At 42.4% G+C, this 14,316-nt stretch carries 8 protein-coding genes; all 8 read left to right on the top strand.

What is annotated here, in order from left to right:
• Positions 1-253: 253 nt before the first annotated feature.
• The 8 genes from DWY07_RS10150 to DWY07_RS10120 all read left to right on the top strand — a co-directional run bounded on the left by DWY07_RS10150 (position 254) and on the right by DWY07_RS10120 (position 14,229).
• Positions 254-2,047 carry an ammonium transporter gene (locus tag DWY07_RS10150; RefSeq protein ID WP_021943564.1) on the top strand — a complete coding sequence of 598 codons (1,794 nt, stop codon included), beginning with the start codon at positions 254-256 and terminating at the stop codon, positions 2,045-2,047.
• A gap of 346 nt (positions 2,048-2,393) precedes the next feature.
• On the top strand, positions 2,394-2,858 hold the full coding sequence (locus DWY07_RS10145) for an Hsp20/alpha crystallin family protein (protein WP_117822969.1): 465 nt from the start codon (positions 2,394-2,396) through the stop codon (positions 2,856-2,858).
• An 83-nt stretch (positions 2,859-2,941) separates the two neighbouring features.
• A complete protein-coding gene (locus DWY07_RS13525; RefSeq protein ID WP_021943566.1) occupies positions 2,942-3,067 on the top strand; it encodes a hypothetical protein in 126 nt (41 codons plus the stop codon).
• A 218-nt stretch (positions 3,068-3,285) separates the two neighbouring features.
• Positions 3,286-4,260, top strand: coding sequence for a hypothetical protein (locus DWY07_RS10140; RefSeq protein ID WP_117822967.1), 975 nt, complete (start codon positions 3,286-3,288; stop codon positions 4,258-4,260).
• A 117-nt stretch (positions 4,261-4,377) separates the two neighbouring features.
• The gene (locus tag DWY07_RS10135) at positions 4,378-4,905 is read left to right on the top strand and encodes a phosphatase PAP2 family protein (RefSeq protein WP_117823230.1); all 528 of its coding nucleotides are present in this window, start codon (positions 4,378-4,380) and stop codon (positions 4,903-4,905) included.
• 143 nt (positions 4,906-5,048) lie between these two features.
• On the top strand, positions 5,049-7,466 hold the full coding sequence (locus tag DWY07_RS10130) for an HAD-IC family P-type ATPase (protein WP_117822965.1): 2,418 nt from the start codon (positions 5,049-5,051) through the stop codon (positions 7,464-7,466).
• A 152-nt stretch (positions 7,467-7,618) separates the two neighbouring features.
• Positions 7,619-8,269: a TetR/AcrR family transcriptional regulator gene (locus tag DWY07_RS10125; protein ID WP_242997336.1), complete on the top strand. Its 651-nt coding sequence runs from the start codon at positions 7,619-7,621 to the stop codon at positions 8,267-8,269.
• A 59-nt stretch (positions 8,270-8,328) separates the two neighbouring features.
• A complete protein-coding gene (locus DWY07_RS10120; RefSeq protein WP_181983908.1) occupies positions 8,329-14,229 on the top strand; it encodes a leucine-rich repeat protein in 5,901 nt (1,966 codons plus the stop codon).
• The last annotated feature ends 87 nt before the right edge of the window (positions 14,230-14,316 follow it).

Below are 14,316 nucleotides of genomic sequence, written 5' to 3'. Positions count from 1 at the left end.
AATTTATCGTTGACATGAGTAATCCCCGGTGCTATACTCATGGACATAGCAAAGGCGCTACGAAATATTCGTAGTGCCTTTTTCTTTTATCGGGAGGCATAAGTTCCCCGGTACAGGACAAAGAAAAACCTGATATCCGGCTATACGCGCGGACCGGATGAGGGGAAAAATGAAGTAAAATGCGATGCAATGGGGCGTCTGTTAAGGATAAGTCTCCATGTATCGCATTTTTGAGTTTTAGGAGGTAAGAACTATGACAAGTGAAATTTTAGATGCAATTTCTGGTGAAGTGTACGGTGTCTGGTTCCTGATCGGAGCGGCATTGGTATTCTGGATGCAGGCAGGATTTGCGATGGTAGAGACAGGATTTACCAGAGCAAAGAATGCCGGAAACATTCTGATGAAAAACCTGATGGACTTCTGTATTGGTACAGTTGTATTTATCCTTCTTGGTTTTGGACTCTTACTTGGTGAAGACATGGTTGGTTTGATCGGTAAACCGGGATTTGACATATTTACTGATTATGCAAATTTTGACTGGTCCAACTTCGTATTTAACTTAGTGTTCTGTGCAACAACAGCGACAATCGTATCCGGTGCGATGGCAGAACGTACAAAATTCATTTCTTATTGTGTATATTCAGCAATTATCTCAGCAGTTATTTATCCGATTGAGGCACACTGGACATGGGGCGGCGGCTGGTTGGCTCAGATGGGCTTCCATGATTTTGCCGGTTCTAACTGTATTCATATGGTTGGTGGTATCTGTGCATTGATCGGTGCAGCAATCCTTGGACCTCGTATCGGTAAGTTTGTAAAGGGCAAGGATGGTAAGGTTGAAAAAGTAAATGCATTCCCTGGACATAACCTTCCGATCGGTTGTCTCGGTGTATTTATCCTCTGGCTTGGCTGGTATGGATTCAATGGTGCAGCGGCAACAACCGTTTCAGAACTTGGTTCAATATTTGTAACAACAACAATTGCTCCTGCTGTTGCAACAGTTGTAGCAATGATCATTACCTGGGTAAAATATGGTAAGCCTGATGTTTCAATGTGTCTGAATGCATCTCTTGCAGGTCTGGTAGCAATTACAGCTCCTTGTGATGTCTGTGATGCTTTCGGTGCTATCGTGATCGGTGCTGTTGCCGGTGTATTGGTTGTATTCGGTGTATGGCTCTTAGATTACAAATTACATATTGATGATCCTGTAGGTGCTGTTGCAGTTCACTGCTTAAATGGTATCTGGGGAACAATCGCAGTTGGTCTTTTCGCTACAGATACAGCTCCTGCATTTGCAAGAGGTATCGGTGATGGCGTAACATATGGTGCAAACCAGATTGCAGCCAAAGGTTTATTCTATGGCGGTGGTTTCAAGCAGCTCGGTATTCAGTTCGTAGGTATGGGCGCGACCATCCTCTGGACAGCAGTTACGATTACAATTGCATTCCTTCTTATTAAGAAGATCTTCGGCCTTCGTGTATCAGAGGAAGAGGAAATTGTTGGTCTGGATTCATGCGAGCATGGTCTTCCATCTGCATATGCTGGCTTCAGTATCGTTGATGTATCAAATACAATGACAATGGATGTAAATGAAAACACAGATCTTGGTGTAGCTGATTATGATAAGGCTTCGGATACATTAAAGAATGCAGCAGTTAAGGTTGCGGAAGCTCCTGTTACAGCATCTCCAAGTGGTATCTACAAGGTAGTTATCATTGCAAAGCTTGCACGGTTTGAGATTTTGAAGAAGGCATTGAATGATCTTGGTGTAACTGGTATGACAATGAATCAGGTTATGGGCTGTGGTATCCAGAAGGGTGCCGGCGAGATGTACCGTGGTGTTGAATTAGATGCAACCCTTCTTCCAAAGGTTAAGGTAGAAGTCGTAGTCAGCAAGATTCCTGTCAGTGCAGTTATTGAAGCTGCTAAGAAGGCTCTGTATACCGGACATATCGGTGATGGTAAGATCTTCGTATACAGTGTTGATAAGGTTGTTAAGGTTCGTACCGGTGAGGAAGACTTTGCAGCTTTACAGGATGTAGAGTAAATTACAGATAACCTATAATTATATAGAAGAAAGAGCCAGACCGGTGAGTGCCGGTCTGGCTTTTTCTTTTAAGTGTAGAAATAGAAATCAGATAGTTCACAAAATCTTCACATAAAATTAGCACTCGCCTCTTGACAGTGCTAATAAATGGTGCTATAACATAGCTAAAGATAAGGAAAGGGATTAAGAAAGAAGATAAAAGAAAAAATCCCGGAACTTATAACATACAAATTCGACACCTCAGGTTTCTCTGACAGTGCTAAACATACAAAAGTCTAAGTGCCTCAAGGTTCCATAAGAGCTGAGATTTCCGACACTGGTTTGAAATTGAAAGGAGTAATGACTTATGTTAAGACCTAGTATTTTTGGAGAAAGTTTATTTGATGATTGGATGGATGATTTCCCATTCGGTAAGGAATTTGAAAAGGAAATGTTTCCGGAGAAAAGCCCATTGTATGGCAAACATGCTAAGAACATGATGAAGACGGATGTCCGTGAAACAGATGACAGCTATGAAGTAGACATTGATCTTCCTGGATTTAAGAAGGATGAAGTAAATGTCAAACTGGAAGATGGCTACATCACCATTTCCGCTGCAAAAGGTCTGGATAAGGATGAGAAAGATAAGAAGACCGGTAAGTATATCAGACGTGAACGTTATGCCGGCAGCATGAGCAGAAGTTTCTATGTTGGTGACGGTATCAGCCAGAAGGATATACATGCAAAATATGAAAGTGGTATTCTTCGTCTGACCCTTCCAAAGAAAGCACCGGAAGCAATCGAAAAGGAGAACTTCATTGCCATCGAATAAAATGTGTTGATATCGAGCCGTGCGAATAAAAAACATGACCCCTTATGTATATGTATACAGATATAAGAAAGGGAGTGTAGATCATGGATAAGAATCCAAAGCATCCATTGAAGAAAAAGAAAGCAGTTCAGAAGGTATGTGCAACAGCTAATCATAATGCACAGGAGGTTGAAGCTGCAGCACCAAAGTCAAAGAAACATACTTATTAGAGTGAATAAATCAACAAATAAAGAAAAGGTTCCCCGCATTTGCCTGTAGCCCGAAGAACTACAGGAGACAAGTGCGGGGGATTTTTTTGCTTTATAGGAACAGAAGTATCATCGGAAGCATTTTCATCGAAGGCATTTGGTGACAAAATCGAAAAAATATACATGGAGGAGTGCAAAAAGCCACAGTTCTGTGATACTCTATAAACGGAGGTGGTTTTATGCAGGAACAAAAAGGAGCAAAAATAGGAGCATTTGTTTTCTTTTGCTTTGGTGTGATGATGCTTGCCCTCGGAGTCTGGGGCATAACAAACCTGTATGGTCAGGGAGGAATCTTAACATGGGGGATCGTACTTGGATTCGGATTGATATTTGCATTGACAGGAATCGTATTGTTTATTAATTCGATGGAAAGTGTATCCAATCGGGTCAAACAATTACTGGGTTGCATTCTGGGAACTTTGGTATTCATGAGTTTTGGCTTTGTAGGTCTTTTGGCAAAAGGGTTAGGCATTATGAGACTTTTCCTTTTGTTTTTCGGTGGTATAGGAGTGCTGCTTCTGATACAGGGAATTCGTAACTTTATAAAAGGAGAGAGCGATGATGTCGTTCAGACTTCCGGATATAACAGTCAATATGGCGAATATAATAGTCAGTCCGGATACAACAGTCAGTCCGGATATAACGGCCCATATGGTGTGTATGGCAGCCAACCCGCAGACATAATAATAGAAAATAGCGAGAAAACATCACCATGGGTCACAGATACCAGACAGGATTCACAATGGCAGCAGGGAACTCCAGGCACACCATATTCAGGAAGTGCGGAAAATAAGGTCTATACCAGTCAGGTAAATGATGATGCTGCAGGATATGGAAGCGGACTGTCACCGGAATTTGACCAGATGATGAACGGCATGGGTATGGATTCTGCACAGCGGGAGAAGGCAAGAAAGGTTGGTTCTGTAGTTCAAAAAGGTGCAAATATTTATGCCGGAGTCATATGTATTGTGGTCGGAGGTTGTTTTATATTGGCAAACAGCATTATCGTGCTTAGTTTTATTGTCATGCTTATTCAGACAGCAAGCCTTATGGCTGTTATGAGTTCATTGTTCTCAACTGTAATGTCGGCGGCATTGTTGATCGTAGGTGTATTCATGATTGTTCGTGGTGTGAAGATCCTCCGGGGAAAATAAATAAGTGATACTTATCTGAAAGATATACCAAATCACTTGCATAAGTGAAGCAACAGAGCAGACCGGTAGAAACAGTGTGTGATTTACATACAGGCAGGAGGACAAAAGGTGAATCAGATGGAGTTAACGATTTTGGATTTTATACAGGAACATATGAGAAATGCATTTCTTGATGTAGGGATGCCATTTGTATCAACACTTGGAAATGCAGGGATTATCTGGATTGCACTTACGGTCGTGCTGTTGATCAGTAAGAAGCACAGAAAAACAGGGATTCTGATGGCACTTGCACTGGTATTTGATGTTATACTTTGTAATGGAATATTGAAGAATGCGGTAGCAAGGACAAGACCCTTTGATGTAAATACAGGGATTTCCCTGTTAGTGAAGAAGCCGACAGATTATTCATTCCCATCCGGTCATACGGCAGCTTCCTTTGCAGCAGTAACTGCATTGTTTTTTGCAAAAGAGAAATACCGGTATCCGGCACTGGTGCTTGCGGTGCTGATCGCATTTTCCAGACTATACCTGTATGTGCATTACCCGACCGATATCTTAGGTGGCATTCTGGTTGGAATTCTGTGTGGAGTAATAGCATATCTGATTACAAGAAAGAAACTGAAGTTTGGTTCAATGAACGGATAGAAAGAAAATGGGGGGCTGGTTATCACCTGAATAAAGACGAATAAAGAATTAACAAAATTTAACATTTATTTTCGTTTTCTTTCCATAAGAATGTAGTAGAATGGTGTAAAAGTTTTAAGAACACAGACCAGAGAGGAAATCTTATGGACGATACAAATGCAAATCAGATCAATCCTTCGATCCGGGGACTGACAGAAAACGAAGTAAAGAAACGAATCGAAAAAGGGCTGACGAATCAGACCGATATATCGACGGATAAAACGACGAAAGAGATCATTCTGTCGAATACACTTACATACTTTAACTTAATATTTCTTATTATCACAGTATTATTGATCCTTGTTGGTTCCTTTCGGAACCTGACCTTTCTACCGATCATCATAGGTAATACATTGATCGGTATCATACAGGAGCTGCGTGCGAAGAAGACACTGGAAAAAATGAATTTCTTAAATGCACCTCATGCAGATGTAGTCAGAGACGGTGTTTTGCAGCAGATCCGTTCGGAAGAATTGGTAAAGGATGATGTCATTTTACTGACAGCCGGAAAGCAGATCTGTGCAGATGCGGTTGTTATCGATGGCAGCATTCAGGTAAATGAATCCCTCCTTACCGGTGAAGCGGACGAGGTAGAAAAGACGAGCGGCAGTTCCCTGTTGTCCGGCAGCTTTGTGGTGTCCGGTGAATGCTATGCCAGACTCGAAAAGGTTGGAAATGAATCTTATATCTCAAAACTCAGCATGGAAGCAAAGACCATGGGAAGCGGTGAACAGTCCGAGATGATCCGGTCGATCAATCTGATTGTAAAATGGGTTGGTATCATTATTATTCCGATCGGGCTCATCCTGTTCTGGCAGAGTCATTTCGTAAATGATGACTCGATCCGGAAGAGTGTAACCTCAACGGTTGCAGCTATCCTTGGTATGATCCCGGAGGGCTTATATCTTCTTACTACGATTGCACTGGCACTCAGTACGATGAATCTGGCAAAACGAAAAGTCCTGCTGCACGATATGAAAAGCATCGAGACACTGGCGCGTGTCGATGTGCTGTGCGTGGATAAGACCGGAACGATCACAGAACCAGTTATGAGTATCAAGGATGTATTCTTAAGTAAGAACAGCCGGAATCCGTTAAAGACGACAGATGAATTAAAGGGGCTGCTGATCGATTATACAGCAGCGTCACAGGATAATAACGCTACGATGGAGGCATTGAAGAAATATGCCGATGAGGCAGACGGTAGTGTCGGAAAACACAGAGTACCGCTTGACCGTCTGGCATTTTCATCCAGTTTGAAATACGGTAGTATTACATTTTCGGATGGAATCTATCTGCTTGGCGCACCGGAATTCATCATGCGGGATGATTATGCGTCAATCGAGAAAGAGATCCTTCCTTATGCCGAAAAGGGAGATCGTGTGCTGTTATTTGGAAGATATGAAGGAAGCAGTATTGCAAACGGATTATCTGACAGGGTAACACCGCTTGGCTTTGTGGCACTGGCAAATCCGATCCGTGAAAATGCGGTAAAAACCTTTGCCTACTTTAAGAGTCAGGATGTAGCGATCAAGGTTATATCCGGTGATAACCCAAAGACGGTATCCCAGATCGCAGTTCAGGCGGGTATTGATAACGCAGAAAGTTATGTGGATGCAACGACACTTGATACGGATGCGAAGATAAAAAAAGCCGTACGGGAATATACGGTATTTGGTCGTGTGACACCGAAGCAGAAGCAGAAGCTTGTGCAGGCACTTAAAAAGCAGGGGCATACCGTGGCGATGACAGGTGATGGTGTCAATGATATCCTTGCAATGAAGGATGCGGACTGCAGCGTGGCGATGGCGTCCGGTAGTGAAGCTGCCACACAGGCAGCACAGGTCGTTTTGCTGGATTCCGATTTTGCACATATGCCGGATGTGGTATACGAAGGACGACGGGTTGTAAATAATGTACAGCGCTCCGCCAGCTTGTTCCTTGTTAAAAATATATTCTCACTGTTGATGTCACTGTTCTCGGTTATCTTTATGATCACCTATCCGCTGGAACCGGCGCAGATCTCATTGGTCAGTATGTTTACGATCGGTGCTCCCGGATTTCTGTTGGCACTCGAACCGAACAGAGACCGGATCAAAGGACATTTCCTTACAAATGTCATGTTCAAAGCATTTCCGGGTGGCCTTACTGACGTAATTGCGGTTGGCGCGTTAGTGATTTGCGGTGAGGTATTTGCCCTGCCGGAAGAAAGCATCGGTACGATCGCAACAATGGTGCTTTGCGTTGTTGGCTTTATGATCCTGTTTAAGATCAGTGAGCCGTTAAACAAGATGAAATATGGTGTGATCGGACTGAACATCATTGGATTTATATTCTCAGGATTTTTCCTGAAGAAGTTATTTGCATTGACCGATCTGTCAAATATCTGCGTACTGCTTATGGTGGTATTCGGATTCGCGGCAGAATCCCTGTTCCGCTACCTCACCCTGTTGGTGGAGAAGCTGCAGGAATACTATAAAAAGAAAAAACCAAAGCTTAAGAAATATCTGGAGATTAAATAGAGACAGGCAGCCCACAAAGCAGGGCTGCCTGATTTTTTTGAGGTCAGGAAAAAATCCTTGACTTATATATAAGATGTGTTTATGCGCATTGACATTACATATTATTTCTTATAAAATAAATGATACAGTACGTATCAAAAAGGAACACGGTAATGAACAAATCAGAGAAACAAAAAGCAAAAGAAAATGAACGTCGACAGCGGATTCTGAATACTGCATTTCGCATCTTTGTAGAAGAGAAGATTGAAGCGGTAAGTATGGGCGAGATCGCTGAGGCGGTCGGTATCGGCAGGGCGACCTTATTCCGGTGCTATTCGAATAAGACAGAGCTTGTAATTGCAGTCTGTGCGGCACAGTGGAAAGCATATCTGGACGAGCTGGATCAGAACAGACCAATCTCATCGGTTCAGGATATTCCGGCAGTCGGACGATTCATATTCACGCTGGACAGTTATATTGAAATGTACCTGAACCATAAGGAACTGCTTCAGTACAATGATAACTTTAATCACTACGTCACACATGAGGGCGTAGATCCGGAACAGCTTGAGAGGCTTCATGCGTCGGTGTATTCGGCTGATACTCGATTGCATATGATGTATGAGAAAGCAAAGGAAGATCATACCCTTCGCACGGATATACCGGAGGATGAATTTATGCGTGTGACCGTACATACGATGATGGCAGCATGTACCTACTACGCGGGAGGCTTTATATGGGGCGCAGAGGATAACAGGGATTATATGCCGGAGTTGATACGTTTAAAGGAAATGATCATAAACTATGCGACAGCATCCGTATAACAGGATGCAGGGGTACTAGGGATATAAGGGATACGTGCATGAATGAAAGGGAGGTAAATATGAGTAAATTAAAAACAAAGAGAAAAAAGCATTATCTGGCAGCCGCCATGCTTGCTATGCTTGCGGTTGCGACGCCCATAACACTTTATGGGTCAATGACAACGTATGCACAGACAGATGACGCGGCCGGGGCAGAATCTGGTGAAGATACTGGTGAAGTAACCAATGAAGAAACCGGATATCACTATCAGAAGACTGGTGAACCATTGGTGGAGGAAAAAGATAACAACGGAAATATATGGCGGATCTATGCAGCTGCAGAAAATACAGCAGATACGGAAGCTACGGCAGACACAGCAGATGCAGTGGATACAGAAGATACATCAGTGAAAAAATATATTGCTACGATCACATATGGAGGCGTAGATACAAACAGCAGCAGGGCTGGTGAGTTTAGTGTATTCTCAGGTTATGCAGACGTATTTGCCAAGTACAATATCGTGCAGGTAGAAGTTGGAGAAGGACTGACATATTTTAATGTATATAGTCCACCAGAAAATCTCCAGTATGAATATATCTATCTTCCAAGTACGATGCAGAAATTAACAACAGCACTGGTGCAGCAACAGAAGAAGCTGAAGGAGATCACGATTCCGGCATCTGTTACAGAATTCAATTCAGGTTCGTTCCATCATGGCATGTTCTATATGGATGAGTCACTGGAGAAGATTACATTTGAGGAAGGATGCAAGCTTACTTCATTTGGAAAGAATGTTCAATATTTACTTTACGGTTGTAAGTCTTTAAAAGAATTTACGGTTCCGGCTTCCATTGAAACGATACCGGAGAGGTGCTTTTATAATTCACAGTATCTTGAGACGATCCGGTTCGAAAAAGGCTCAAAGGTTGAAAGCATAGGAAAGGAAGCTTTTTATGCCTGTTACGCTTTGAAAGATGTTGAATTAGCGGAAGGACTTACAACGATCGGAGAATCAGCATTCCGAAATCTGGATCAGATGGAGAAGCTTGTGATTCCTGGTACAGTCACAACGATCGGTATATGTGCATTTTATGATTGTGACGGATTACAGGAGATCGCAATTCCGGATTCCGTGACATCAATTGGAAAAGCAGCATTTGCATATTGCGGTAATGTTACCGATATACAACTTCCTGATCAGTTAGAGATAATTGAAGAGCAGGCTTTCATGGGATGCTCAAAGGTATCATCACTCCGGATTCCGGACAGTGTTAAGACAATTAAAGATGAAGCGTTCCGTTATATATATATAACCGAGCTGCCGTATATGCAGAACGTGACTACCATTGGAACCCGGGCATTTAGCATCAGTAATCTGCGAAGCCTTGAATATCCAAAATGCTTGACGGATTTTACAGCGACTTCATTGGATGGTGGCGGAAATGCAAAAATCAAGTACATAACATTTGAAGACGGATGTGCCTTGAATACCTTGCCGGAAGGCTTATTTTCTACATATAAAGAAAATAATACAAATCTGAAAGAACAACGTGAGATTAAGCTGCCTCTTTCTTTAAAAGAGTTAAATATGAATGTATTTTGTGGTTCGTGGAACAGAACGATAGTGGAGATTCCGCACACAGATAAGGATTCTTTGCAGTTAACTTTAACAGATTATGGAACTACATCGAAAGAGACGATAGGGAAAGGTTTAAAGATGATGTATTATACAGTACATTCATTTGAGGTTTACAGATGCCTGACAGAGACCTTTGGTGTGCCAAGAGATCACATCACTTTCCATGAGGAAAAGGTGGGTTGGAAATTGGCCGGTGTAAAGGATGGCATATATACCTATACGGCAGAATGTAGTACATGTGGAGAAGTCAGCAAGAGCCTGACCTATGATGAAAATGGATTTGCAACGGTGGATGGTTCCTATCAGCCGGCTGAGCAGGTCACGGCGGAGAATTGTAAGGCATTTGGATTAGACGAAAATTACATAGGATACTATGCAGTAAGCAATGCCGGACAGTTATACTGGTTTGCTGATTATGTAAATGGAAACGGAGATGATGCTACGGCACATCTGTCGGAGAATGTCGTTCTTTGCAATGATATTGAGATGAATGATACAAGTGAATGGGATGTATGGACAGATGAAACGACAAATGTGATCAACTGGCCATCTCTCGGATCTTATAATGTTAATTTTACGAAATATAACATTATATATCAGGGAGTTTTTGACGGAAATCATAAGACGATCCGGGGCTTGTATCGGAAAAATCCGGGATATGATAATCAGGGCGGACTGATCGGATATATCGGCAGATCGGGAGCTTTAAAGAATCTGACGATAGAGAAGTCTTATGTAACTGCATGTGCAGTATTTGCAGGGTTCAATAATGGATCCGTTACGAACTGTACAGCCGGAAGACTGCGCACAAAATATTGTGGGCATGGCGGTGCTGTTTTTGTATATAAGAATTATGGAATTATGGATGACTGTGTGAATACAGCAGATGTAGAATGGATCGATAAACAGCGTGAAAATTGCTTTGGCATAGTAGATATGAATTATGGCATTGTAAAAAACTGTGTCAATCGTGGAGCAATCAATAATACCGGAGGACGCATTAGCGGAGATGTGGGAGGAATTTGTGATTGGAATAAGGGCAAGATCCTGAACTGTTATAATGAAGCGCCAATTACATCAACCGGTCAGGCAGCCGGTATTGTAAGAGATAACAAGGGATATGTTGCTAACTGCTATAATAAAGGAGCACTTACAGGAACATATGTCGGAGGTATTGCAGCAGGAACCGGTGTGGCAGAAGGCGGTGATGTAATAATCGTAAATCCATCTATTGGGGGGTGGGAAGATACATCCGGCGGATCTTCAGATGATTCGGGAAGCGGTTCTACGGAAGCGGAGGAATTGGTTCCGGTTTCTCTGTCACAGTATGGAATCTATTATTGTTATAATACAGGAGCTGTTACAGCTTCGGACAGTTGCGCCGGAGGTATTGCTGCTTATGCAATATGTAGTAAGGGTACGATCTATGGCTGTTATAATACAGGAGATGTTGAAGGTGGTTCCCATACCGGAGGAATTGTAGGAGGGGTAGAGAATGCTCTGATAAGAGACTGCTATAATTATTCCATGAATATAAAGACAACAAATGTTGCAACCAGCTTCCAGAATAATGAACCGCATGCATTTGCAGCGCCTATTGCAGGTTGTGTTTCATCTTATTTGGGAAATGCAGTGGTATCTGCCTGCTGTTATGTGGGAGATATTGATGTGGAAGCTTACGGATATTCCATGGATTTGAAGGGACATAAGGTGACATTTACTGATAATGAAGCTATGACAGCGGAAGATTTTGAATCCGGTAAGGCTGCCTGGAAACTGCAGAATGGTATCAATGAAGATCTGAAGGCTTCCGGAGGAAAGCAGTTATTTGTATGGAAACAGATAATAAGCGGAGCAGAAATCGAACGATATCCGTATCTTGATTTAACAGAGGAAGAAACAAGCAGAAGCGTTATGCAGATGACCTTCCATTATACGACCGGTGGTAAAGATCTTGCAGGATATGGATATACGAATTACAACCATGCAGTTACCGAGACCCAGGCACCGACTGTAACAGGAAAGAATGATGCGATTCATACATTCGACTGGTATGAAGATAAGGAACATACGACCTTGTATGATTTCACGCATGTATTAACTACAGATAAGGATGTATATGCAGAAGCATATGACCTGTATACTCTGGAATTTAAATTGACGGAAGGTAGTTATGCATCGGCAAGCGTTGATAAGAAGAAAGTGACAGAGCTTATCACCGAGACCGGTGAGACTGTTGTATTTACAGTAACACCGGATACAGGATGCATATTAGAAGGGGTAAGCTTGGATGGAAAGACACTGAAGCCGGATGAGGATGGCAATTATACGATATCCGATATCTCAGCAAATCATACGGTAGAGATTACAACAAAGGAAACAGAAGTTACATTTACCTACAAGGCCGGCGAGCATGGAACAGTAAAATGGGTAGGTGACAAGACCGGTTCCGGTGAATTGACAGAGACGATCAAGGCAGTAAGCGGAACACCAAAGGGAGTTCTTCCGGTGGCAGATCTTGGCTGGCATTTCGTGAAGTGGGTTGACAGCAAGGAGGGTAGTCCGTCCTATTCCATAACCGGACTCTATCCAACTGCGGTAAACGGTGTTTTTGAGGGCGAGACCTACACCGCAATCTTTGAAAAGAATATAGAGACTTATGCGATCTCCGGAACTGTTCGCGATCCCGAAGGCAATCCTGTACCGGGTGTAACAGTTAAATTAAAAGGAAACGGTGATACAAAAAAGACGACATCAGCAGAAGATGGCTCTTATCGGTTTGAGAAATTAGAAGAGGCAGAATATCAGTTAGCAGCCATAAAGTATTATGAGAATAACTGGAAGGCAGAGAGTGAAACCGCTGGTGTCAGATTAGAGGGATCGGATGTAACCGGTCGGGATCTTAAGCTTTCGATGAACAGAGCGACAAATACGAAACCTGACGGATGCATCGAGTATTACAGAGTTACACTTACAGAGAATGCGCAGGACTATCTGGAAGAAACAGGTGGCGACGTAGTTGAAGATTCAGACTATACATTATCGGCAAGAGATAGATACAGCAATGCCCATGCGGTTGTCTATGTATACGAAGCGGTGAGGGGATTTGATGGTAACTATTATAAACTGTCTGATGAAGTGGCAGAGGCACTTAAGACAGATGGCAGATGCTATACTATTAAGAACATTGGAAAAGACTACATCATAGATGTGAAAGCAGAAGATGTGATCCCGAACCGGTATGAGGTTACAATCCCATCCGGTGGGGATGATTATACGATCCTTCCGGAGAAAGAGGGAGAAACAATCAGTTATGGCGAGGATTATTCCTTTACAGTTAAGGCTGCAGCCGGTCGATGTGTTCTTGTATCTGCAAATGGCACAAGGATAGAATTTGCAGATGGAAAGTATACGATCAAAAATGTGACAAAACCACAGAAGATCATAGTAGAATTTGCGGATCAACATACCTGTGGAGAATGGAAGGTTGTTACACCTGCTACTTATGATACGGCAGGAGAAGAAACAAGAACCTGTTCTGTATGTGGAGCGGTTGAGAGAAGAGAGCTGGCACAGCTTATCTGCAAGCATGTATCAAAGCGTCTGGTAACAGATAAGAAAGCAACCTGTACGGCGGCAGGAAGTGGACATTATGTTTGTGATACCTGTGGAAAGACAGTGCAGACAAATGTCAGTATAGCAGCAAAGGGTCATACCTGGACTGCATGGACAGTGACAGTGAAGCCGACTACCTCAAATGCAGGGGAAGAAAGCAGAACCTGCTCTGTATGTAAGAAGGTTGAGAAACGTCAGGTCAGCAAGTTAAGCCAGAAAAAATATACGATTACTTATAAGTTAAATAAGGGTAAGAATAACAAGAAGAATCCGAAGACCTATACATCAGCGAAGAAGGTTATATTAAAGAAACCGACCCGGAAGGGATATGCATTCAAGGGATGGTATACAAATAGTAATTATACGAAGAAGATAACCTCGATCAAGAAAGGCTCAAAGAAGAATTATACCGTATATGCGAAGTGGTCGAAGATAAAGGTGAAGAAGACAACCGGACTTAAGGTTACGAATACGAATGGCAGGAATCTGGTTGTGAAGTATTCAAAGGTATCCGGAGCAAAGGGATATCAGATCACATACGCGACCAATTCTAAGTTCACCAAGGGCAAGAAGGTTGTCAATACAACGAAGAGAACGAAGACCATAAAGAAGCTGAAAAAAGGAAAGACCTATTATGTACGGGTCCGTGCATATAAGAAGGATTCTACAGGCAGGAAAGTATATGGTAAATACAGTAAAGTAAAGAAGGTCAAGATAACAAAATAAGATTAAGACAAAGGAGCATGATTAAGAATGTAATCAGGGGCAGGATAAAAAGTTTGCTTTTTATCCTGCCCCTGAATCTGATTATTT

This window comes from Clostridium sp. AF23-6LB (assembly GCF_003461085.1).
Taxonomy (GTDB): domain Bacteria; phylum Bacillota; class Clostridia; order Lachnospirales; family Lachnospiraceae; genus Coprococcus; species Coprococcus ammoniilyticus.
Note: the sequence above shows the minus strand (reverse complement) of the source record. Positions and strands in the feature narration are given on the sequence as shown.